Source organism: Streptomyces sp. NPDC058246, from assembly GCF_042881985.1.
Lineage (GTDB): Bacteria > Actinomycetota > Actinomycetes > Streptomycetales > Streptomycetaceae > Streptomyces.
The window spans coordinates 245,836-267,483 of the sequence record NZ_JBHVWZ010000002.1 but is presented as its reverse complement, the minus strand read 5'-3'; the positions used below and the strand labels follow the sequence as shown (position 1 = coordinate 267,483).

Genomic DNA, 21,648 nt, shown 5'->3' with positions numbered 1-21,648 from the left:
GGAGGGGGCGAAAGAAGCCCTCTGTGCACACGGTCACAGTTCAAGTGGGTCATCCGTCCTCACACCCCGGTCGCCGGGCCCGCCAACCTGCTCCCCAGGCGAGGCCCCCACCGAAAGGCGACCATGACCGACCCCGTGAGCCGCACGATCCTCCTGCTCGACATCGAGAAGTACAGCGACCGGGACGACGTCGAACAGGCCTACCTGCGGCGGATGCTGTACGACATCACCGACCGCGCCCTGGAAGGCGCCGGCATCGACGAACGCCTGCGCCTCCGCGCCGACCGCGGCGACTCGGTCATGGAGCTCATCGACGCAGGCGCCTCCGTCACCGCCCTGCTGCGCGCCCTGCTGACCGAGGTCCCCGCCCAGCTCCGCGCGGTCAACCGGATGGCGTCCAGCTCCGCCCAGATCCGCCTGCGCGGCGTCGTCGCGACGGGCTACGTCGCCGTCGACGACCTCGGCGGCTGGGTCGGCTCCGACCTCAACCACGCCTGCCGTCTCCTCGACGCCCAGCTGCTGCGCGCGGCCCTGCGCGAAAGGGCGGACGACTTCGCGCTGTGCGTCTCGGAGAGCGTGCACGCGGGAATCGTGCGACACGGCCACCCCGGGATTCCGGCGGAGGACTTCCACCCGGTGACGGTGCAGAGCAAGAACGGCCCCCTGCGGGCGTGGCTGCACGGCCCGGTACCGCAGGGCACCGACGACCACAGTGAAAAGGGGGGAACCCCGGCGCCGGGCGACTCGGGGGAGAGCCCGGCGCCGGGGGCGGCGGCAGCGGCGGAGCCGGGCAGGGCCGCCGGCCCCACCCGCCCTACTGTGCCCGCCGCCCCTGCCAGTCCCGCCCCCTCCACCAGTCCCACCGCCCCTCCCGGAGGCGTCGTCCTCAACTTCAACGGCGGCTCCCCCAGCTTCGGCGGCAGCCTCGTCACCGGCGACCAGCACGGCGTCTCCGGCGGCCAGGTCACCGGAGACGTGCACCTCGGCGGGTCCGGGGGTGAGTCGGCGTGACGGTGCCCCCATCCGCGCCGCCGGCCCCCGACGACGTACCGCGGCAAGAAGCGCACCCGGTCACCGAGGACGAGGAACAGGAGCGCACCCGGGAGGCCCGCGCCGCCCAGCGCGAACTCGTCGCGCACACCCCGGGGTTCATCTTCAACGAGGCCGCGTCCGTCGGCGGCAGCCTGGTCGGCGGCGCCCAGCACGGCGTGTCCGGCGGGGTCGCCCGTGATGTGTTCATGGGCAGGACGGAGATCCATCACCACGGAACGGCCGCGGCCACGGCGACGTACGCCTCCGGGGAGATCCCACGCCGGCGGCTCGACGCCCTGGCCACCGTCTTCGTCGAGACCCAGGCCTTCACGGCCGCGTCGGCGCGGCTGCGCGAGGAACGCGTCCTCGTCCTCGCGGGCGCCCACGCCACCGGCCGCAACGCCGCCGCGCTGATGCTCCTGCACCGCCTCGGCGTCCCCGCCGTGCACGCCCTCTCCTCGGAGACCAGCCCCGCGGCCCTGAGCGCCCAGCTCACCGCGCCCGGCGGCCACGTCCTGCGCGACCTGCCGCTGAGCCGCAACCGGCCGCTGCGGGAGGCCCAGCTGCTCGCGGCCCGCGACCAGCTGAAGAAGGTCGACGGGTATCTGGTGGTGACCGTCGAGAACTCCCCGTTCCTGCTGGGCGCCACTCCCACGCTCTGGGAGCCCCCGGAGACGGCCGCCGTCCTGCGCGCGCACCTGGCCGGCCGGCGGCGCGCCGAGGACCTCGACGGCCTCCTCTCCCTGGCCCCCGTACGGGACTTCCTCTCCCGCGGGGCCCACCACCCCGCCGAGACCGCCCGCTTCGCGGCGGAGGTGGCCGCCTACGACGGCAGCGAGCAGGCGGCGGCGCGGCTCGCGGACTTCGGGCAGGCCGCGGTGGCGCAGCAGTGCCGGGAGTGGCTGAGCGACCCCGAGACCGGCCTGCGGGACAAGGCCTTCCTCATCTCGCTGGCCGTCTTCGACCAGGCGCCGTACGTCCTCGCCGCCGAGCTCGCGGACAAGCTCTACGTGCACTTCCAGCGGCTCCAGCATCCCGAACAGCCGCCGGAGATCCCGGTGTTCGGGCTCGCCGCCGAGACCCGTCTGGAGCGGGCCCGGGCCGAGGGGGAAATGCGGGACGAGGCGACCGAGTGGGGCGCGGTACCGCAGTTCACCGCGTACTTCCGCAAGGAGACCACCCCGCGCGTGCTGCTCACCGAGGTGTGGACGGGCCATCCGTCGGCCCGGCCCGCGCTGGTCGCCTGGCTGAAGGAGCTGGCCCGCGACGGCCGCCCGGTGGTACGGACCCGGGCCGCCGCGGCCACCGCGCTGCTCGCGCACGCCGATCTGCCCTCGGCGGTGGCGCTGCTGATCGACGGCTGGGCGGTCTCGAAGTCCTTCGGCCCCCGGGTCACCGCCGCGAACACGCTCACGCTGGCCCAGCTCCTCGACGCGCCCGTGATCCTGCGCCTGCTCACGCAGTGGTGCACGGACGCCCACTGGGCCCGCCGCTGGACCGCGATCCGCGCCTTCGGGCTGCTCACACCGCTCCGCCCGGACCTGGTGGCCCCCGCGCTCAGCGCGCTCGCCGCGCGCGCCCGTGCCGGGGACAGCAGCCCGGCCGAGGCGGACAACCTGATCGAGTCGACGGCCCTGCTGCTCTCGGTCGGCGTCCGGCGCGGCGAAATGCTCTCCGAGCTGGTCCGCCTGCTCCACCACGACACGGCCTCGGTCCGCGCGCTCGCGCTGGCCGCGTTCGTCCGCGCCTGCGACAACGACGAGGAGGACGCGCTCGTCGACTGGTACGCCACCACGGGCATGTACGAGACGGACTCGGCCCGCGACCTCGCCGCCCTCTGGCGCACCGCACTCGGCGACCGGGCGCACACCCGCGGCGCCCTGACCGCCCTGCGCACCTGGGTGCACATGGCCGAGCGCCGGGCGGACACGGCCCAGGCCCTGGAGTTCCTGCTCCCCGCCCTGGTCGTGACGGCGGACGACCACAGACGCCTCAGCCACGAACTGCTCAATCTGCGCGCCCCCGACGGCGGCCCGCGCCCCCCGATCGCCGACCGGCTGCTCTGCGTACTGAACCCCTCCACCGCAGACCCAGCAGTCCCAGCAGATCCAGCAGATCCAGCAGACCGAGCACATCCAGCACGTCCAGCACGTCCAGCACGTCCAGCACGTCCAGCACGTCCAGCAGATCCATCGAGGAGTTGAACCATGGCGGAGTTCCGCCGTCAGCCGGAGTGGCAGCAGGACGCCGACTGGCACAGCACGCTGATCGACCCGGTGCTCACCGTGCGGCCCATCGCCCGCTTCGACTACACCGCCCGCAGACCGGTCGCCGCGATCGACCACGCGCTGGTCTTCGTCACCGCCAAGGGCTCGTACGACGTCTACGTGCCGCCGCACCGGCCGAGCCGCTCGGACGCGGCGACCCGCCGCTACACCTCGGTGTACGAGGTGGACATGGGCAGCCATCCGGTGCAGCTGAACCTGGAACTGCCCAGCGACGACGACGCGTTCTCCTTCGGCGCGACGGCGGACCTGACCTGGCGGGTGGCGGACCCGATCGCGTACGTGGCGAGCGGCGAACGGGACGTGCCCACGCGGCTGACCCGTGAGATCCAGCAGTGCGCGCGGCCGGTCAGCCGCCGCTTCTCCGTCGAGGACAGCCCGTCCGCCGAGCGCGCGGTCCAACAGGCCGTGGAGGCGGGCGGTTTCGCGGCGGGCACCGGCCTCGCCGTCACCTGTGTCGTACGCCTTCGTCCGGACGACGAGGCGATCGCGCACCGGCGGCGGCAGCGGGCGCTGCGCTACGAGTCCGAGATGCTGGACCCCGAGCACGAGTTCCGGCTGCGGCAGGCCCGCCAGCAGCACGAGCTGGAGGCCCTGCGCCAGCAGCACGACCACCAGCTGATCGCCGAGAAGATCAACTTCTACCAGTACCACCTCCAGCACGGCGGCGTCGGGGCCTGGGCCCTGCACCTCGCCCAGCACCCGGAGGACACCCGGCTCGTCGTCGGCTCCATCCAGAAGGACCAGCTGTCGCTCATCAAGAGCCAGTTGGAACTGATCGCCGGAGACACCCTGGAGGACTTCCAGCGAGCGGAGTCCGCCCGCTCGACCCTGCGGGCCGTCAACGACCTGATCGAGCAGCAGACACCGCCGGCGCAGGACGCCCAGGGGGCGCTGCCCGCGGGGGCGACGCCCGGACAGCCGTACGTCCCGCCGCAGCCGCCGTATCCGGGCCAGGCGCCGCAACCAGGGCCGCCGCAACCGGGGCCGCCGTCATACGCCGCTCAGCCTCCGTCTCCGTACGCCGGGCCGTCCCCGTACGCCGGCCAGGCGGCGCCTCCCGGGCAGCCGCCGTACGCCGGTCAGCCCGCATCGCCTCCCGCGCCCGTACAGCAGGCGTACGGCTCGGCACCGCCCTACCAGCCACCGGCCCCGCCGCACGGCCGGCCACCCGCCCCACAGACCCCGCCTCCGTACGCCGCCGCGGGCCCCGCCCCCGTCGTCCCCCGGGCGCCCGGCACGGGCGAGAGCGCCGCCCCCGGCGTACCGCCACAGGACTTCCCCGAGACGGGGTCCGCATGACCGCCCCCGGCACCCTGCCCACCCCCGGCACCCTGCCCACCCCCGGCACCCGCACCGCCGAGCGGCTGCTCGCCGAGTTGCGGGACGAGATCGCCCGGGCCGACAGCAAGGCATCCGTACTGGTGGCGGCGCTCGGGATGACCGCGGGGGTGTTCAGCGGGCTGCTGGCCGGGCGGGACTGGACGCCGAGGGACCTGTCCTGGGCCGGGACCGCCCTGTGGTGGGCCGGAGCCACCGCGCTGGCACTCTCCCTGTTCGCGCTGCTGCTCGCCGTGCTCCCCCGCTACCGCAGCGGCTCCTGGGCCCCCGGCCGGCCACTGTGCTACTTCGGCGACATCCAACAGGCCGCGAACGGGGGCCAGTTGGCCACCGCGCTCGCCGACACCGACCGTGACCCCGCCGCCGGACTCACGGCGGCCCTCACCGAGACCAGCCGTATCGCCGCCCGCAAGCACCAGTGGATCCGCACCGGCCTGATCGCCTTCTGCACCGGCACGGCCCTGCTGCCCACCGCGCTGCTCATCGGCTGACGTCCCCGCCACCGGCCGGCGTCCGCGGACCCGGCCGACGTCCCCACACTCGAAGGAGCCCTGCATGACCCAGCCCCCGGGCCCGGCATACCCGGAGCCCCAGTACCCGGGCGCACCCCAGTACTCGGGCACACCCCCGTACCCGGGCGCGGCCACGCCCGGGCCGCAGTACCCCGGTACCGGCACACCCCCGCCCGCGTACCCGAGTGCCGCCGCTCCCCCGCCGCAGTACCCGACCACTGCACCCGCCTACCCCGACACGGCCCCCCGGTACCCGGCCGCGCCCGCCCACCCAGGAGCCTCGGGCGCGGCCCCCCAGGACCCCTCCGCTCCCCCGCGGCCCGCCCCCTTCGTGCCGCCCCAGCCGGCCGCCGCCCCCGACGACCTCGACTACCGGCACCAGGGCTCCCGGATCCATGTCGCGGCCCACCAGCGGGGCGCCGATGCCACGGCCATCGGGCGGCTGGCGGTCCAGATACCGGGATTCCTGGTGAGCCTGGCGGTGGTCACCGCGATCGCGCGGACGCTGTTCGCCTGGCCGGTGGCATGGCTGATCATCCTCGCCTGGCTCGCCTCCGGCGCCCTGGTCTTCCACCGCCCCGCAGAGCGGGTGTTCGCCCGCCGGGTCCTGAAGCTGCGGCCCCCGCTGGAGCGGGAGCGGGCGCGTCTGGAGCCGATCTGGCGCGAGGTGACCGCCCGCGCGGGCGTCGAGGCCCACACATACGAGCTGATGGTGGAGAACAGCGAGGATCTGAACGCGGTCGCCGCCGCCGGCCACCTCGTCGGGGTCACGACGTACGCGCTCAACGAGGTGCCGACCAGCAACCTGGCCGCCGTACTCGCCCATGAGCTGGGGCACCACGCCGGCGGCCATTCCTGGGCCGGACTGCTCGGCTACTGGTACTCGCTGCCCGGCCGGATGGCCTGGGCCCTGATCCGCCGGCTCGCCCTGGCCGCCCTGTGGATCGCCGGCCTGTTCTCCACGGGCGCCTTCGTGATCCTCGCCCTGTTCATGGGGATCTTCCTGGTGGCAGGCATGCTGACCATCCCGTACATCACGATCCCGTTGCTCGTCGGCCCGTATCTGCTGGCCTACGCGGGCCGCCGGGGTGAGCTCCGTGCCGACCAGCACGCCGCGGCCCTGGGCTTCGCCCCGAAGCTCGCCGAGGTGCTGCACCACTTCCAGTACCAGGAGGACACGGCGAAGGCCCACGCCGCGGCGACGGGCCAACAGCTCAAGGAGCCGGGCGCGCTGGCCCGCCTGCTGTCCACCCACCCGGGCAACTACGAGAGGCTCCGGGCGCTGGAGCCGTATCTGGCACCGGACCGCTGAGAAACGCCGAAGGGCGGCCTCCCCGAACTCGGGGAGACCGCCCTTCAGTCACTGCGAAGCGACTCGCTTACTGGTTGTACGGACCGTAGTCGTAGTCCTCCAGCGGAACGGCCTGGCCGGAGCCCGTGCCGAACGGCGAGTAGTCGATGTCGTCGTAGCCGACGGCCGAGTACATCGCGGCCTTGGCCTCTTCGGTCGGCTCGACCCGGATGTTGCGGTAGCGGGACAGACCCGTACCGGCCGGGATGAGCTTACCGATGATGACGTTCTCCTTGAGGCCGATCAGGGAGTCGGACTTGGCGTTGATCGCCGCGTCCGTCAGAACCCTGGTCGTCTCCTGGAAGGACGCCGCCGACAGCCACGACTCGGTCGCCAGCGAGGCCTTGGTGATACCCATCAGCTGCGGACGGCCGGAGGCCGGGTGGCCGCCTTCCTGGACCACACGACGGTTCTCGGTCTCGAACTTCGAACGCTCGACCAGCTCGCCGGGCAGCAGCTCCGCGTCGCCCGACTCGATGATCGTCACCCGGCGCAGCATCTGTCGGATGATGATCTCGATGTGCTTGTCGTGGATCGACACACCCTGCGAGTTGTAGACCTTCTGGACCTCGCCGACCAGGTGGACCTGGACGGCACGCTGACCCAGGATGCGCAGCACGTCGTGCGGGTTGGTGGCACCCACGGTGAGCTTCTGGCCCACCTCGACGTGCTCGCCCTCGGACACCAGGAGCCGGGCACGCTTCGAGATCGGGAACGCCGTCTCGTCGCTGCCGTCGTCCGGGGTGACGACGAGCTTCTTGGTCTTCTCGGTCTCCTCGATCCGTACGCGGCCGGAGGCCTCGGAGATCGGGGCGACACCCTTCGGCGTACGAGCCTCGAAGAGCTCGACGACACGGGGCAGACCCTGGGTGATGTCGTCACCGGCCACACCACCGGTGTGGAAGGTACGCATCGTCAGCTGGGTACCGGGCTCACCGATGGACTGGGCGGCGATGATGCCGACCGCCTCACCGATGTCGACCAGCTTGCCGGTGGCCAGCGAACGGCCGTAGCACATGGCGCAGGTGCCGACGGCGGACTCGCAGGTCAGGACCGAGCGGGTCTTGACCTCCTCGATGCCGTGCTTGACGAGCTCGTCGATGAGGACGTCGCCCAGGTCGGTGTTGGCCGGGGCCAGCACCACACCGTCGACGACGATGTCCTCGGCCAGCGCACGTGCGTACACGCTGGTCTCGACGTTCTCCGCCTTGCGCAACACGCCGGCCGCGTCCCGCTCCGCGATGTGCAGCTTGAGGCCACGGTCGGTGCCGCAGTCCTCCTCGCGGATGATGACGTCCTGGGAGACGTCGACCAGACGACGGGTGAGGTAACCCGAGTCGGCGGTACGCAGAGCAGTGTCCGCCAGACCCTTACGAGCACCGTGAGTCGAGATGAAGTACTCGAGCACCGACAGGCCTTCACGGAAGGAGGCCTTGATGGGGCGCGGGATCGTCTCGTTCTTGGCGTTCGACACCAGACCGCGCATACCGGCGATCTGACGCATCTGCATCATGTTTCCTCGGGCACCCGAGTCGACCATCATGAAGATGGGGTTCGTCTTCGGGAAGTTCGCGTTCATCGCCTCGGCAACCTCGTTGGTCGCCTTGGTCCAGATCGCGATGAGCTCCTGCGTGCGCTCGTCCTTGGTGATCAGACCGCGCTCGTACTGCTTCTGGACCTTCTCGTCCTGCGCCTCGTAGCCCTTGACGATCTCCTTCTTCGCCTCGGGAACGACGATGTCGGAGATGGCCACGGTGACGCCGGAGCGGGTCGCCCAGTAGAAGCCGGCCGCCTTCAGGTTGTCGAGCGTCGCCGCCACGATGACCTTGGGGTAGCGCTCGGCGAGGTCGTTGACGATCTCGGAGAGCTGCTTCTTGCCGACCTCGTAGTCGACGAACGGGTAGTCCTCGGGCAGCAGCTCGTTGAAGAGCGCGCGGCCCAGGGTCGTCTTCAGGCGGAAGGTGTCACCCTGCTGCCACTCCGGCTCGCCCTCCTCCTGCGCCGGCGGGGTCCAGCCGCGCGGCGGCATGGTGCCCACCGGGAAGCGGATGTCCACGCGCGACTGCAGCGAGAGCTCGCCGGCGTCGAACGCCATGATCGCCTCGGCGACGGACGCGAAGGAGCGGTCCTCGCCCTTCACGTTGCGCAGCGCACCGTCCGTGGTCAGGAAGAACAGACCGAGGACCATGTCCTGGGTCGGCATCGTGACCGGGCGGCCGTCGGCCGGCTTGAGGATGTTGTTCGAGGACAGCATCAGGATGCGGGCCTCGGCCTGCGCCTCCGCGGAGAGCGGCAGGTGCACGGCCATCTGGTCACCGTCGAAGTCCGCGTTGAACGCGGTGCAGACGAGCGGGTGGATCTGGATGGCCTTGCCCTCGACCAGCTGCGGCTCGAAGGCCTGGATGCCGAGGCGGTGCAGCGTGGGCGCACGGTTCAGCAGAACCGGGTGCTCCGCGATGACCTCTTCCAGGACGTCGTACACGACCGTGCGGCCGCGCTCGACCATCCGCTTGGCGCTCTTGATGTTCTGCGCGTGGTTCAGGTCGACCAGGCGCTTCATCACGAACGGCTTGAAGAGCTCCAGCGCCATGGCCTTGGGCAGACCACACTGGTGCAGCTTCAGCTGCGGACCGACGACGATCACGGAACGCGCGGAGTAGTCCACACGCTTACCGAGCAGGTTCTGACGGAATCGACCCTGCTTACCCTTCAGCATGTCGCTGAGGGACTTCAGCGGACGGTTGCCGGGGCCCGTGACCGGGCGACCACGACGGCCGTTGTCGAAGAGCGCGTCGACGGCCTCCTGAAGCATGCGCTTCTCGTTGTTCACGATGATCTCGGGGGCACCGAGGTCAAGGAGTCGCTTCAGACGGTTGTTGCGGTTGATCACACGGCGGTACAGGTCGTTCAGGTCGGAGGTCGCGAAGCGGCCACCGTCCAGCTGCACCATCGGACGCAGGTCCGGCGGGATGACCGGCACGCAGTCGAGCACCATGCCCTTGGGGCTGTTGCTGGTCTGCAGGAACGCGGAGACGACCTTGAGGCGCTTGAGCGCACGGGTCTTCTTCTGGCCCTTGCCGGTGCGGATGATCTCGCGAAGGCGCTCGGCCTCCTCGTCGAGGTCGAAGGACTCCAGGCGCTTCTGCAGCGCCGCGGCACCCATCGAACCGTCGAAGTACGTGCCGAAGCGGTCACGCAGCTCGCGGTAGAGCAGCTCGTCGCCCTCGAGGTCCTGGACCTTGAGGTTCTTGAAGCGGGTCCACACCTCGTCGAGACGGTCGATCTCGCGCTGCGCACGGTCGCGCAGCTGCTTCATCTCACGCTCGGCACCCTCGCGCACCTTGCGGCGCACGTCGGCCTTGGCGCCCTCGGCCTCCAGCTCGGCCAGGTCGGTCTCGAGCTTCTTGGCGCGGGCTTCCAGGTCGGCGTCGCGACGGTTCTCGACCTGCTGACGCTCGACGGAGACGTGGGCCTCCAGCGAGGGCAGGTCGCGGGTGCGGCGCTCCTCGTCGACGTACGTGATCATGTACGCCGCGAAGTAGATGACCTTCTCCAGGTCCTTCGGAGCGAGGTCGAGCAGGTAGCCAAGACGCGACGGAACGCCCTTGAAGTACCAGATGTGGGTGACGGGAGCGGCCAGCTCGATGTGGCCCATCCGCTCACGACGCACCTTGGCGCGAGTGACCTCGACGCCGCAGCGCTCACAGATGATGCCCTTGAAGCGGACACGCTTGTACTTACCGCAGTAGCACTCCCAGTCCCGGGTCGGACCGAAGATCTTCTCGCAGAAGAGTCCGTCCTTTTCGGGCTTGAGGGTGCGGTAGTTGATGGTCTCGGGCTTCTTGACCTCGCCGTGGCTCCACTGACGGATGTCGTCAGCGGTGGCCAGACCGATCCGGAGCTCATCGAAGAAGTTGACGTCGAGCACTATGCGTCAATCCCTCTCAGGGTTGTAAGTCTTAGGGGTCTGATACGGGGGTCCTGGGGCCGGCGGGCCTTGATCGCCTTAATTTCAAAGACTTTCAAGGGCCCGCCGAACTCCCGTCAGACCTCTTCGACGCTGCTCGGCTCGCGCCGGGACAGGTCGATGCCGAGCTCCTCCGCCGCGCGGAAGACGTCCTCGTCGGTGTCACGCATTTCGATGGACATACCGTCGCTGGACAGCACCTCCACGTTGAGGCAGAGAGACTGCATCTCCTTGATGAGCACCTTGAAGGACTCGGGGATGCCGGGCTCGGGGATGTTCTCGCCCTTGACGATGGCCTCGTAGACCTTCACGCGGCCGGTCACGTCGTCGGACTTGATGGTCAGCAGCTCCTGGAGGGCGTACGCGGCGCCATAAGCCTCCAGCGCCCACACCTCCATCTCACCGAAGCGCTGGCCACCGAACTGGGCCTTACCACCCAGCGGCTGCTGGGTGATCATCGAGTACGGACCGGTCGAGCGGGCGTGCAGCTTGTCGTCGACCAGGTGGTGCAGCTTGAGGATGTACATGTAGCCGACCGAGATCGGCTCCGGGAACGGCTCGCCGGAGCGGCCGTCGAACAGCGGCGCCTTACCGGTCGGGAGCACCATGCGCTCGCCGTCCCGGTTCGGGATCGTGTGCTGGAGCAGACCCGCGAGCTCGTCCTCACGCGCACCGTCGAAGACGGGGGTGGCGACGTTGGTGCCCGGGGCGACCTGGTCGGCCTGGATGGCCTGCAGGCGCTGCGCCCAGTCGTCCGCGAGGCCGGAGACGTCCCAGCCGCGGCTGGCGAGCCAGCCGAGGTGGATCTCCAGGACCTGTCCCGGGTTCATTCGGGACGGGACACCGAGGGGGTTGAGGATGATGTCGACCGGGGTGCCGTCCTCCAGGAACGGCATGTCCTCGATCGGCAGGATCTTCGAGATGACGCCCTTGTTGCCGTGCCGGCCGGCGAGCTTGTCACCGTCCGTGATCTTGCGCTTCTGCGCCACGTAGACACGAACCAGCTGGTTCACGCCCGGCGGCAGCTCGTCGCCCTCTTCACGGTCGAAGACGCGGACGCCGATGACCTTGCCGATCTCACCGTGCGGCACCTTCAGCGAGGTGTCGCGCACCTCGCGCGCCTTCTCACCGAAGATCGCGCGGAGCAGGCGCTCCTCCGGCGTCAGCTCGGTCTCACCCTTGGGCGTGACCTTGCCGACGAGGATGTCACCGGCGACGACCTCGGCACCGATGCGGATGATGCCGCGCTCGTCGAGGTCGGCGAGGACCTCCTCGGAGACGTTCGGGATGTCCCGGGTGATCTCCTCGGGGCCGAGCTTGGTGTCACGGGCGTCGACCTCGTGCTCCTCGATGTGGATCGAGGAGAGGACGTCGTCCTGTACGAGGCGCTGCGACAGGATGATCGCGTCCTCGTAGTTGTGGCCCTCCCACGGCATGAACGCCACGAGCAGGTTCTTGCCGAGCGCCATCTCGCCGTTCTCGGTCGCCGGACCGTCGGCCAGAACCTGGCCGGCGATGACCCGGGCGCCCTCGTCCACGACGACCTTCTGGTTCACAGAGGTGCCCTGGTTCGAGCGGGAGAACTTCGCGAGGCGGTACGTGGTGTACGTGCCGTCGTCGTTGGCGGTGGTGATGTAGTCCGCGGAGACCTCCTGGACCACACCGTCCTTCTCCGACTTCAGGACGTCACCGGCGTCGACCGCACAGCGGTACTCCATGCCGGTGCCGACCAGCGGCGCCTCGGACTTGATCAGCGGCACGGCCTGGCGCATCATGTTCGCGCCCATCAGGGCACGGTTGGCGTCGTCGTGCTCGAGGAACGGGATCATGGCGGTCGCGACCGACACCATCTGGCGCGGCGAGACGTCCATGTAGTCGACGTCGTCACCGGGGACGTAGTCGACCTCTCCGCCACGACGGCGGACCAGGACGCGGGACTCCTCGAAGCGGAACTCGTCCGTCAGCGGCGCGTTGGCCTGCGCGATGACGAATCGGTCCTCTTCGTCGGCCGTGAGGTAGTCGACCTCGTCGGTGACGACGCCACCGGTGACCTTGCGGTACGGGGTCTCGACGAAACCGAACGCGTTGACCCGGCCGTAGGAGGCGAGCGAGCCGATCAGGCCGATGTTCGGGCCTTCAGGGGTCTCGATCGGGCACATGCGGCCGTAGTGCGACGGGTGCACGTCACGGACCTCGAAGCCGGCCCGCTCACGGGAGAGACCACCCGGGCCAAGAGCCGACAGACGGCGCTTGTGGGTGAGACCCGACAGCGGGTTGTTCTGGTCCATGAACTGCGACAGCTGGCTGGTGCCGAAGAACTCCTTGATGGAGGCGACGACCGGCCGGATGTTGATCAGGGTCTGCGGCGTGATCGCCTCGACGTCCTGGGTCGTCATGCGCTCGCGGACGACGCGCTCCATACGAGCCAGACCCGTGCGGACCTGGTTCTGGATGAGCTCGCCGACGTTGCGCAGACGACGGTTGCCGAAGTGGTCGATGTCGTCGGTCTCGACGACGATCGAGGTGCCGCTGTCACCAACGGTCTCGGTCTCACCGGCGTGCAGCTTCACCAGGTACTTGATCGTCGAGATGATGTCCTCGACGGTCAGGATGCCGGCGTCCAGCGGGGCTTCGCCGCCCAGCTTCTTGTTGACCTTGTAGCGGCCGACCTTCGCGAGGTCGTAGCGCTTGGGGTTGAAGTAGAGGTTCTCGAGCAGGGTCTGCGCGGCCTCACGCGTCGGGGGCTCGCCCGGACGCAGCTTGCGGTAGATGTCGAGCAGCGCGTCGTCCTGGCCCTGGGTGTGGTCCTTCTCCAGGGTGGCGCGCATGGACTCGTACTCGCCGAACTCCTCGAGGATCTGCTCGGTCGTCCAACCGAGAGCCTTCAGGAGAACGGTGACGGACTGCTTGCGCTTGCGGTCGATGCGGACACCGACCATGTCGCGCTTGTCGATCTCCATCTCCAGCCAGGCACCCCGGGACGGGATGACCTTCGCGGAGAAGATGTCCTTGTCGGACGTCTTGTCGATCGAGGAGTCGAAGTAGACGCCCGGCGAGCGGACCAGCTGCGACACCACGACACGCTCGGTGCCGTTGATGACGAAGGTGCCCTTGTTGGTCATGAGCGGGAAGTCGCCCATGAAGACCGTCTGGGACTTGATCTCGCCGGTCTCGTTGTTGGTGAACTCGGCGGTGACGAAGAGCGGGGCGGAGTACGTGAAGTCGCGCTCCTTGCACTCGTCGATCGAGTTCTTGGGAGGCTCGAAGCGGTGGTCGCGGAACGTCAGGGACATCGACCCACTGAAGTCCTCGATCGGGGAGATCTCCTCGAAGATCTCCTCCAGACCGGACTTGGTGGGGACGTCCTGTCCACTGTCCAGAGCCGCCTCGACACGAGCCTTCCACGCGGCGTTGCCGAGCAGCCAGTCGAAGCTCTCGGTTTGCAGCGCAAGAAGGTTCGGAACCTCGAGGGGCTCCTTGATCTTTGCAAAGGAGATGCGCAGCGGGGCGGTGCTGGCGCCGTTGTTCGTATTCGCGGTCGAGGCAGTGCGCGAGGCGGCCAAGAGGGGGTCCTTCCGAGGGCTCGGACTCACTACGCGCGTACCGGCCCCCCACTGTGGGCGCAGAGACGGTCCATTCCCGATATCAGCCAAAAGGCCAGGTCAGGGATGATCCGGTCATCGGTGCTCAAGCGAGGGCATGCCCCTGGTGACGGGCAGGAGGCAGCTAACAGGCAGCGCAAAGGGTCAGTGTAGCCACTAGGCCCACTGATGTCCAGTCCCGGTTTTTTGAGACCATCGTTGTTCTCAACACCTGCGGTAAGCCACGCCCTCAATGCACATCGATACTGCCCTCTTCGCCACCGATCCATGCCTCGGATCCGGATCGTTGTGACGACGCGTCCTGAGAATTGCGCGCTGCGTGCGGTTCGTCAAGGCCCCCCATGCCCTGAGCAAGTGCAGCGATCGTCACGTCCCGCCCGTCTTGCCACCCGCGTTGCAGCCCGTCACAGGGGCGGCTGGAGGCACAACGAAGATCACCATACTCGTCGCCACTCACAGTGCAAGGCAGCCGCTGCCGGACCCCCGGGAACGCCGAAGAGCGACCACCCAGTTGGGTGATCGCTCTTCAGTGCGTCAGCGTTACAGAGCTACTCGTAGCCCGTATCAGCTCGCGTACGAGTCCTCAGCGGACCCGTCGCACGGCCGTAGCCGTACGTCGTACTTACTTGACCTCGACGGAGGCGCCGGCGCCCTTGAGGGACTCGGCGGCCTTCTCGGCGGCGTCCTTGGCGACCTTCTCGAGGACCGGCTTCGGAGCGCCGTCCACGAGGTCCTTGGCCTCCTTCAGACCCAGCGAGGTCAGCTCACGCACGACCTTGATGACCTGGATCTTCTTGTCGCCGGCACCCGTGAGGATGACGTCGAACTCGTCCTGCTCCTCAGCGACCTCGGCGGCAGCGGCCGGGCCGGCGGGGCCGGCAACGGCGACCGCGGCGGCGGCGGTGACGTCGAACTTCTCCTCGAACGCCTTCACGAACTCGGAGAGCTCGATGAGGGTCATGTCCTCGAACTGCGCGAGCAGGTCTTCCTGGCTGAGCTTCGCCATGAGGGGCGATCCTTCCACTAATTCGGCTGGTGCCGGATGTACATGTGAGGCGGGCGTACTTTCGGCCCGCTGCGACCACTGCCTAGGCGGCAGCGATCAATGCGCGAGCCGAATTACTCGGCACCGCCCTGCTCGGCCTGCTTGGCACGAAGAGCGTCCACGGTGCGGACGAGCTTCGAGGGGAGCGCCTGGAAGAGCGAGGCAGCCTGGGACTGCTTGCCCTTGAACGCACCGGCCAGCTTGCTGAGCAGAACCTCGCGGGACTCGAGGTCCGCAAGCTTCTTGATCTCGTCGGCGGACAGCGCCTTGCCGTCAAGGACACCGCCCTTGATGACGAGGTTCGGGTTGTCCTTGGCGAAGTCACGAAGACCCTTCGCGGACACCACCGGGTCACCGGTGATGAACGCGACCGCCGTCGGCCCGTTGAACAGGTCGTCGAGCGTGTTGATCCCGGCCTCGTTGGCCGCAATCTTGGTCAGCGTGTTCTTCACCACGGCGTACTGGGCGTCTTCACCGAGCGAACGACGCAGCGTCTTGAGCTGCGCCACGGTGAGACCCCGGTACTCGGTCAGCACGGCGGCGTTCGAGCTGCGGAACTGGTCCGCGAGCTCGGCTACCGCGGCAGCCTTGTCGGGCCTTGCCATAGAGCGTCGGCCTCCTTCCGGGTGATGAGGACCGCTCGGAAGGGCTCTGACAAAACGAAACGCCCCGGCGCAGGCGCACGGGGCGTAGCTCGACCGGTTCGTCCGCAAGCGGGGCAAGCGAACTCCGGGAGCACATCCACAGTCACCTACGCGGGTCGTCCGCAGTTTCAGCGGATCCTTCGGCCACCACGTCCTCTTGCGAGCACACGGCAACGACCAGCGGTCTTTGGCTTCTGGGGAACAGTACGTGAAACGGACGCTGTCAAGCAAATCCGTGCCCTGCGCCGGGATCCGGGCCGCCCTGCGGGGGCGGACGTACGGAGGTGCGGGCTCAGGAAGTGGCGCCTCCCGTGGCGCCCTGCGACTTCAGCAGCTCCTTGAAGTCGGTGGTGTCGCTCGCCGGAGGCACCTGCGTCTGGACCTTCACGCCGTAGTCGCTGTAGTACGTAGTCGAGGACATCGTGCCGCTGGCCAGCTCGCCCTTGGAGGCCGCCTTGACGAGCAGGTCGTCTCCGTTGACCCAGATGTCGATCTGCTCCGTGGTGATGCCGGCCTGGGTGAACTGCTTCTTCAGATCGGCGAGTTGGCTCGCGGTGAGGTGGGAGCTCTTGGCGGCGAGGTCCGAGACGTTCACCGTGCCCGCGTAGTGGGTGGTCTGCTCGCCGCGCACCGACTCGGTGCCGACCTTCTGCACGTCGCCGGAGGCCAGCAGGAGCTTCACCGACTGGTTCGGCGAGTTGGTCTGCATCTGGTCCTTCAGCAGCGCGCCGGATCCGCCACCGAGCTTCGCCAGGTCGTCGTACCCGTACCTGATCCAGTGCTTGCCGCCGGCCTGCTGGGCGAAGGTCTCGCCCATCTTCGCGTAGTAGGCGTCGGACAGATAGCGCGCCTGCATGGAGGTGCTGCCGGCCTGGCGCATCGTCTCGGCCATCGTGCCGCCGGTGTAGGTGATGGTCATGTCGCCGACCAGCCCGTCGCCCCAGCCCATGGCGCCGGTCGACTTCATGGACATCAGTGAGCCCATGCTCGTCGTGGACTCGACCTTGGCGGAGTCGGCGCCGTCGGTGGACTTCTCGGCGGACCGCAGGGCCGCTACGGGGCTGAGGCGCGTCGTGCCCTTGTGCCCCGCCCTGTCGTCCTTCCCGGAGCTCCCGGAGGATCCCGAGGAACAGGCCGCCACCCCTGCCAGCGCTGTCACCAGCGCTATCGAGAGGGTCACACCGCGCACAGTCGTGCTCTTCATACGTCCCCACCCCTATGTGAATCCTGTGATCTGCACGCTAGCGCAGCCCACTGACACGCGTATCCGGATTACTTCCCCGGACGCGTCCCGGGAACTTCTCCGGACATGGGGACGGGCCCCGCACCTCAAAGGTTGCGGGGCCCGTCTCAGATACGCGTGCGCGACGCGGTCACCGGGGTGAGCGGGAGGCTCAGACGGCGGCCGGGTCCTCCTCGACGAGGAGGTTGCGGGTGCGGTTCGGGTCGACCGGAACGCCGGGGCCGATCGTGGTGCTGATCGCGGCCTTCTTGATGTAGCGACCCTTGGCGGCCGACGGCTTCAGACGAAGGATCTCGTCGAGCGCGGCGCCGTAGTTCTCCACCAGCTTGGTGTCGTCGAAGGACGACTTGCCGATGATGAAGTGCAGGTTCGAGTGCTTGTCGACGCGGAACTCGATCTTGCCACCCTTGATCTCGGTGACAGCCTTGGCGACGTCCGGGGTCACGGTGCCGGTCTTGGGGTTCGGCATGAGACCACGGGGACCGAGCACGCGGCCGAGGCGGCCGACCTTGCCCATGAGGTCCGGGGTGGCGACGACGGCGTCGAAGTCCAGACGGCCCTTCGCCACCTCGTCGATGAGCTCGTCGGAGCCGACGATGTCGGCGCCCGCGGCGGTCGCGGCCTCGGCACGGTCACCGGTCGCGAAGACCAGGACCCGGGCGGTCTTACCGGTGCCGTGCGGGAGGTTCACGGTGCCACGGACCATCTGGTCGGCCTTGCGCGGGTCGACACCCAGGCGGAAGGCCACCTCGACGGTTCCGTCGAACTTGGACGTGGAGGTCTCCTTGGCGAGACGGACGGCCTCGAGCGGGGCGTAGAGCTTGTCCCGGTCGATCTTGGCGTCCGCAGCGCGGAGAGACTTGCTGCGCTTGCTCACTACTGCTCCTGATGAGTTCTGAGGAGTCGTGGTACGGGCCGAGCAGGCCCTGCCACGGGGTGTCCTGAAGGTGGGTGTCAGCCCTCGACCGTGATGCCCATGGAGCGGGCGGTGCCGGCGATGATCTTCGCGGCGGCGTCCAGGTCGTTGGCGTTGAGGTCGGGCATCTTCGTGGTGGCGATCTCGCGGACCTGCGCCTGGGTGATCTTGGCGACCTTGGTCTTGTGCGGCTCGCCGGAGCCCTTCTCGACACCCGCGGCCTTGAGGATCATCTTGGCGGCCGGCGGAGTCTTGGTGATGAAGGTGAAGGAGCGGTCTTCGTAGACCGTGATCTCCACCGGGATCACCCAGCCACGCTGCGACTCGGTCGCGGCGTTGTAGGCCTTGCAGAACTCCATGATGTTGACGCCGTGCTGACCCAGCGCGGGGCCGACCGGCGGAGCCGGGTTGGCCGCGCCGGCCTGGATCTGGAGCTTGATGAGCCCCGTGACCTTCTTCTTCTTGGGAGGCATGTGCTCTCTCCGGGTCCTAGTGAGAGTTTTCAGCTTCCGTCCGGTTCATCCGGATGGAGGCATACCGCACAACGATAACGGGTATCTATGCGCGGCCAAAAACCGAGCAGGTCAGACGGGCTGCGAGAGCCGGTCTGACCTGGTCGGAGGCGTGTGTTCCAGAACGGGCCGGAAGGTGTGGCTTCCGAGCTAGTTCTTCTGGATCTGGTCGAACGACAGCTCGACCGGGGTCTCGCGGCCGAAGATCTCGACGAGGCCCTTGACCTTCTTCGAGTCGGCGTTGATCTCGTTGATGGTCGCCTGCAGCGTGGCGAACGGGCCGTCGGTGACGGTGACCGAGTCGCCGACCTCGAAGTCCAGCACCTGGACCTCGACCTTGCGCTGCGGAGCGGGCTTGCCCTCGGCCTCGGCGGCCTCGCGGGCGGCCTTCTCCTCGGCCTCCGGGGCGAGCATCTTGACGATCTCGTCCAGGGTCAGCGGGTACGGGTCATAGGCGTTGCCCACGAAGCCGGTGACACCGGGGGTGTTGCGCACGACGCCCCAGGACTCGTTCGTCAGGTCCATGCGGACCAGGACGTAGCCCGGGAGCTTGTTCTGCTTGATGGTCTTGCGCTCGCCGTTCTTGATCTGCGCGACCTCTTCCTGCGGCACCTCGGCCTGGAAGATGAAGTCCTCGACGTTCAGCGAGACGGCGCGCTGCTCGAGGTTGGTCTTCACGCGGTTCTCGTAACCGGCGTACGTGTGGATGACGTACCACTCGCCGGGGAGGCTGCGGAGTTCCTCGCGCAGGGCGGTGACGGGGTCGACGGGCTCGGCCTCTACTTCGGGCTCGGCCTCTTCGGCGTCCTCGTCCTCGACGGCGAGGGCTTCCTCGGAGACGTTCTCGTCCTCGACGTCCTCACCGGACTCGTCCTCGACGTGCAGGGCCGCTTCCTCGGCGGGCTCGCCGGCGGCGGCATCGGCAGCCTCGAACTCGTCCTCGACGTCCGCGCCCTCGACGATGTCGAGCTCGTCGTCAACGGACTCGACCGACTCGCTGGCATCGTTCAGGTTCGGGTCAGACACGGTGGCTGCTTCTTCCTGGATACATGGGGGTGGAACACGCGAAAGGGGCGCCGAAGCCGGCGCCCTTCGCTCTCGGCTCAGCCGAAGACGTACTTGGCGGCGTGGTTGAGCCCATAGTCAATCACGGTCACCAGGCCGATCATGATGACGACGAAGACAATCACCACTGTGGTGTACGTCGTCAGCTGGTTGCGAGTCGGCCAGACGACCTTGCGGAGCTCCGCGACGATCTGGCGGTAGAAGGTGGCGAGGCGCTTCAGCGGGCCCTTCTTGGCGCGCTTCCCGCCCTTGCGAGCCTTCTTCTTGGACTCGGGCGCCTCGGCATCAGGCATGTCGATGGAGCCCACGGCGTCCGTCACTCGTCCTCACCTGATTCCGGGTCGTGGCCGTGCCGCGCCCGGTTGAGCCGCACGGCGGTGCATTGCAGTACGTACATGCGCACACATCCTGGCGAAGGAGTGTGTAGCAGGGCCGGAGGGACTTGAACCCCCAACCGCTGGTTTTGGAGACCAGTGCTCTACCAATTGAGCTACGACCCTTTGATTTCCCCCAACGTACCGCATCCGCTCGGGTGCTCGGTGTGCACCGGGTGGGCGCGGCCGGTGAGGGCCAACGAGGTGAGAGTGTACGTGCTCCGCGGCCGGTCGTCGAACAGAAAGTGTCCGTACGGGCCTTGTCCGTCGAAGATCGACTGGTGAGGCGTCCGGATCCGGACGGATGTTCTGCCGATGTTCAGTCTGTGAAACCCGCGTGCCAGGGGCGTTTCCGGTCTGAAACGATGGGACTCATGAGCGCTGCAATCCCTCCCACCGAGCGCCGGGTCTCCGCCCGAGTCGGCGCGATCTCCGAGTCCGCCACCCTCGCCGTGGACGCCAAGGCCAAGGCCCTCAAGGCCGCCGGGCGTCCGGTGATCGGCTTCGGCGCGGGCGAGCCCGACTTTCCGACCCCGGACTACATCGTGCAGGCCGCCATCGAGGCCTGCTCGAACCCGAAGTACCACCGCTACACGCCGGCCGGCGGGCTGCCCGAGCTGAAGGCCGCGATCGCCACGAAGACCCTGCGTGACTCCGGCTACGAGCCCGACGTCTCGCAGATCCTGGTGACCAACGGTGGCAAGCAGGCCATCTACGAGGCCTTCGCCGCGATTCTCGACCCGGGCGACGAGGTCATCGTCCCGGCGCCGTACTGGACGACGTACCCGGAGTCGATCCGTCTCGCCGGCGGTGTGCCCGTGGAGGTCGTCGCGGACGAGACGACCGGCTACCGGGTCTCCGTCGAGCAGCTGGAGGCGGCCCGCACGGAGAGGACCAAGGTCGTCCTCTTCGTCTCGCCGTCCAACCCGACCGGCGCGGTCTACACCGAGGCCGAGACCGAGGCCATCGGCCGCTGGGCCGTCGAGCACGGCCTGTGGGTCATGACCGACGAGATCTACGAGCACCTGGTGTACGGCGACGCGGTCTCGGTGTCGCTCCCGGCCCTGCTGCCCGAGCTGCGCGACAAGTGCATCGTCGTCAACGGCGTGGCCAAGACGTACGCCATGACGGGCTGGCGGGTGGGCTGGATCATCGGCCCGAAGGACGTCGTCAAGGCCGCGACCAACCTCCAGTCGCACGCCACGTCGAACGTCTCGAACGTGGCCCAGGTCGCCGCGCTGGCCGCCGTCTCCGGCGACCTGGAGGCCGTCGCCGCGATGCGCGAGGCCTTCGACCGCCGCCGCAAGACCATCGTGCGCATGCTGAACGAGATCGACGGCGTGCTCTGCCCCGAGCCCGAGGGCGCCTTCTACGCGTACCCCTCGGTCAGGGCCCTGATCGGCAAGGAGATCCGCGGCAAGCGCCCCCAGGACACGGTCGAGCTGGCCGCGCTCATCCTGGAGGAGGCCGAGGTCGCGGTCGTCCCGGGCGAGGCCTTCGGCACGCCGGGCTACCTGCGTCTGTCGTACGCCCTCGGTGACGAGGACCTGGTCGAGGGCGTCAGCCGGATCCAGAAGCTGCTGTCCGAGGCGCGGGACTGACGTTTTCGTACGTCTCCGGGGGCGTCGTTTTCGTACGTCCCTGGGGGCGTCGTTCTGGTTTTCGCGCTCCACGCGCGTGTGCGGGCCGTTTCCCTTCGGGGAGGCGGCCCGCTTCTTCGTGCGAGCAAGACCACTAACGGGGAAAGCGCTACCGGGAC

General features: G+C 68.7%; 15 protein-coding genes and 1 tRNA gene. 6 read left to right on the top strand and 10 right to left on the bottom strand.

Translation table 11 applies throughout. The features are described from left to right. Positions 1-123: 123 nt before the first annotated feature. The 5 genes from ACFVXA_RS03695 to ACFVXA_RS03675 all read left to right on the top strand — a co-directional run bounded on the left by ACFVXA_RS03695 (position 124) and on the right by ACFVXA_RS03675 (position 6,482). Positions 124-1,011, top strand: coding sequence for a hypothetical protein (locus ACFVXA_RS03695; protein ID WP_390023704.1), 888 nt, complete (start codon positions 124-126; stop codon positions 1,009-1,011). After that, entirely contained in the window at positions 1,008-3,236 is a 2,229-nt protein-coding gene (locus ACFVXA_RS03690) for a hypothetical protein (protein ID WP_390023702.1), read from the top strand. The genes ACFVXA_RS03695 and ACFVXA_RS03690 overlap by 4 nt, the downstream gene beginning before the upstream one ends. A gap of 3 nt (positions 3,237-3,239) precedes the next feature. After that, entirely contained in the window at positions 3,240-4,619 is a 1,380-nt protein-coding gene (locus tag ACFVXA_RS03685) for a PE-PGRS family protein (RefSeq protein WP_390023700.1), read from the top strand. Further along, positions 4,616-5,149 carry a Pycsar system effector family protein gene (locus tag ACFVXA_RS03680; protein ID WP_390023698.1) on the top strand — a complete coding sequence of 178 codons (534 nt, stop codon included), beginning with the start codon at positions 4,616-4,618 and terminating at the stop codon, positions 5,147-5,149. Before ACFVXA_RS03685 ends, ACFVXA_RS03680 begins: the two co-directional genes overlap by 4 nt. Before the next feature lie 64 nt (positions 5,150-5,213). Next, complete coding sequence (locus tag ACFVXA_RS03675; protein WP_390023696.1) at positions 5,214-6,482, top strand: M48 family metalloprotease; 1,269 nt, start codon at positions 5,214-5,216, stop codon at positions 6,480-6,482. A gap of 67 nt (positions 6,483-6,549) precedes the next feature. Here ACFVXA_RS03675 and ACFVXA_RS03670 read toward each other — a convergent pair whose 3' ends face one another. The 10 genes from ACFVXA_RS03670 to ACFVXA_RS03625 form a co-directional block, all read right to left on the bottom strand. Further along, entirely contained in the window at positions 6,550-10,449 is a 3,900-nt protein-coding gene (locus ACFVXA_RS03670) for a DNA-directed RNA polymerase subunit beta' (protein WP_362018891.1), read from the bottom strand. A gap of 116 nt (positions 10,450-10,565) precedes the next feature. After that, a complete protein-coding gene (gene rpoB / locus ACFVXA_RS03665; RefSeq protein ID WP_362018889.1) occupies positions 10,566-14,051 on the bottom strand; it encodes a DNA-directed RNA polymerase subunit beta in 3,486 nt (1,161 codons plus the stop codon). 661 nt (positions 14,052-14,712) lie between these two features. Beyond that, on the bottom strand, positions 14,713-15,096 hold the full coding sequence (gene rplL / locus ACFVXA_RS03660; protein WP_362018886.1) for a 50S ribosomal protein L7/L12: 384 nt from the start codon (positions 15,094-15,096) through the stop codon (positions 14,713-14,715). A gap of 113 nt (positions 15,097-15,209) precedes the next feature. Continuing rightward, positions 15,210-15,740 carry a 50S ribosomal protein L10 gene (rplJ, locus tag ACFVXA_RS03655; protein WP_362018884.1) on the bottom strand — a complete coding sequence of 177 codons (531 nt, stop codon included), beginning with the start codon at positions 15,738-15,740 and terminating at the stop codon, positions 15,210-15,212. A 331-nt stretch (positions 15,741-16,071) separates the two neighbouring features. Then, complete coding sequence (locus ACFVXA_RS03650; RefSeq protein WP_384018025.1) at positions 16,072-16,983, bottom strand: hypothetical protein; 912 nt, start codon at positions 16,981-16,983, stop codon at positions 16,072-16,074. Positions 16,984-17,173: 190 nt separating this feature from the next. Beyond that, positions 17,174-17,899, bottom strand: a complete 726-nt coding sequence (gene rplA, locus ACFVXA_RS03645) for a 50S ribosomal protein L1 (protein ID WP_362018878.1) — start codon at positions 17,897-17,899, stop codon at positions 17,174-17,176. A gap of 77 nt (positions 17,900-17,976) precedes the next feature. After that, entirely contained in the window at positions 17,977-18,411 is a 435-nt protein-coding gene (gene rplK, locus ACFVXA_RS03640) for a 50S ribosomal protein L11 (protein WP_095748118.1), read from the bottom strand. A gap of 189 nt (positions 18,412-18,600) precedes the next feature. Then, complete coding sequence (nusG, locus tag ACFVXA_RS03635; protein ID WP_390023694.1) at positions 18,601-19,476, bottom strand: transcription termination/antitermination protein NusG; 876 nt, start codon at positions 19,474-19,476, stop codon at positions 18,601-18,603. A 77-nt stretch (positions 19,477-19,553) separates the two neighbouring features. Beyond that, positions 19,554-19,835: a preprotein translocase subunit SecE gene (secE, locus tag ACFVXA_RS03630; protein ID WP_153289137.1), complete on the bottom strand. Its 282-nt coding sequence runs from the start codon at positions 19,833-19,835 to the stop codon at positions 19,554-19,556. A 107-nt stretch (positions 19,836-19,942) separates the two neighbouring features. Beyond that, positions 19,943-20,015: transfer RNA gene (locus ACFVXA_RS03625), tRNA-Trp, on the bottom strand. Between the two features lie 248 nt (positions 20,016-20,263). Between ACFVXA_RS03625 and ACFVXA_RS03620 the strand changes: the two genes are divergently transcribed. Beyond that, on the top strand, positions 20,264-21,490 hold the full coding sequence (locus ACFVXA_RS03620) for a pyridoxal phosphate-dependent aminotransferase (protein WP_390023692.1): 1,227 nt from the start codon (positions 20,264-20,266) through the stop codon (positions 21,488-21,490). The last annotated feature ends 158 nt before the right edge of the window (positions 21,491-21,648 follow it).

Excerpts from the sequence above, each read along its gene's own strand:
- ACFVXA_RS03695 (WP_390023704.1), top strand. The coding sequence starts at position 124 with ATGACCGACCCCGTGAGCCGCACGATCCTCCTGCTCGACATCGAGAAG.
- ACFVXA_RS03685 (WP_390023700.1), top strand. The coding sequence starts at position 3,240 with ATGGCGGAGTTCCGCCGTCAGCCGGAGTGGCAGCAGGACGCCGACTGG.
- ACFVXA_RS03680 (WP_390023698.1), top strand. The coding sequence starts at position 4,616 with ATGACCGCCCCCGGCACCCTGCCCACCCCCGGCACCCTGCCCACCCCC.
- ACFVXA_RS03675 (WP_390023696.1), top strand. The coding sequence starts at position 5,214 with ATGACCCAGCCCCCGGGCCCGGCATACCCGGAGCCCCAGTACCCGGGC.
- rplL (WP_362018886.1), bottom strand. The coding sequence starts at position 15,096 with ATGGCGAAGCTCAGCCAGGAAGACCTGCTCGCGCAGTTCGAGGACATG.
- rplJ (WP_362018884.1), bottom strand. The coding sequence starts at position 15,740 with ATGGCAAGGCCCGACAAGGCTGCCGCGGTAGCCGAGCTCGCGGACCAG.
- ACFVXA_RS03650 (WP_384018025.1), bottom strand. The coding sequence starts at position 16,983 with ATGAAGAGCACGACTGTGCGCGGTGTGACCCTCTCGATAGCGCTGGTG.
- rplK (WP_095748118.1), bottom strand. The coding sequence starts at position 18,411 with ATGCCTCCCAAGAAGAAGAAGGTCACGGGGCTCATCAAGCTCCAGATC.
- ACFVXA_RS03620 (WP_390023692.1), top strand. The coding sequence starts at position 20,264 with ATGAGCGCTGCAATCCCTCCCACCGAGCGCCGGGTCTCCGCCCGAGTC.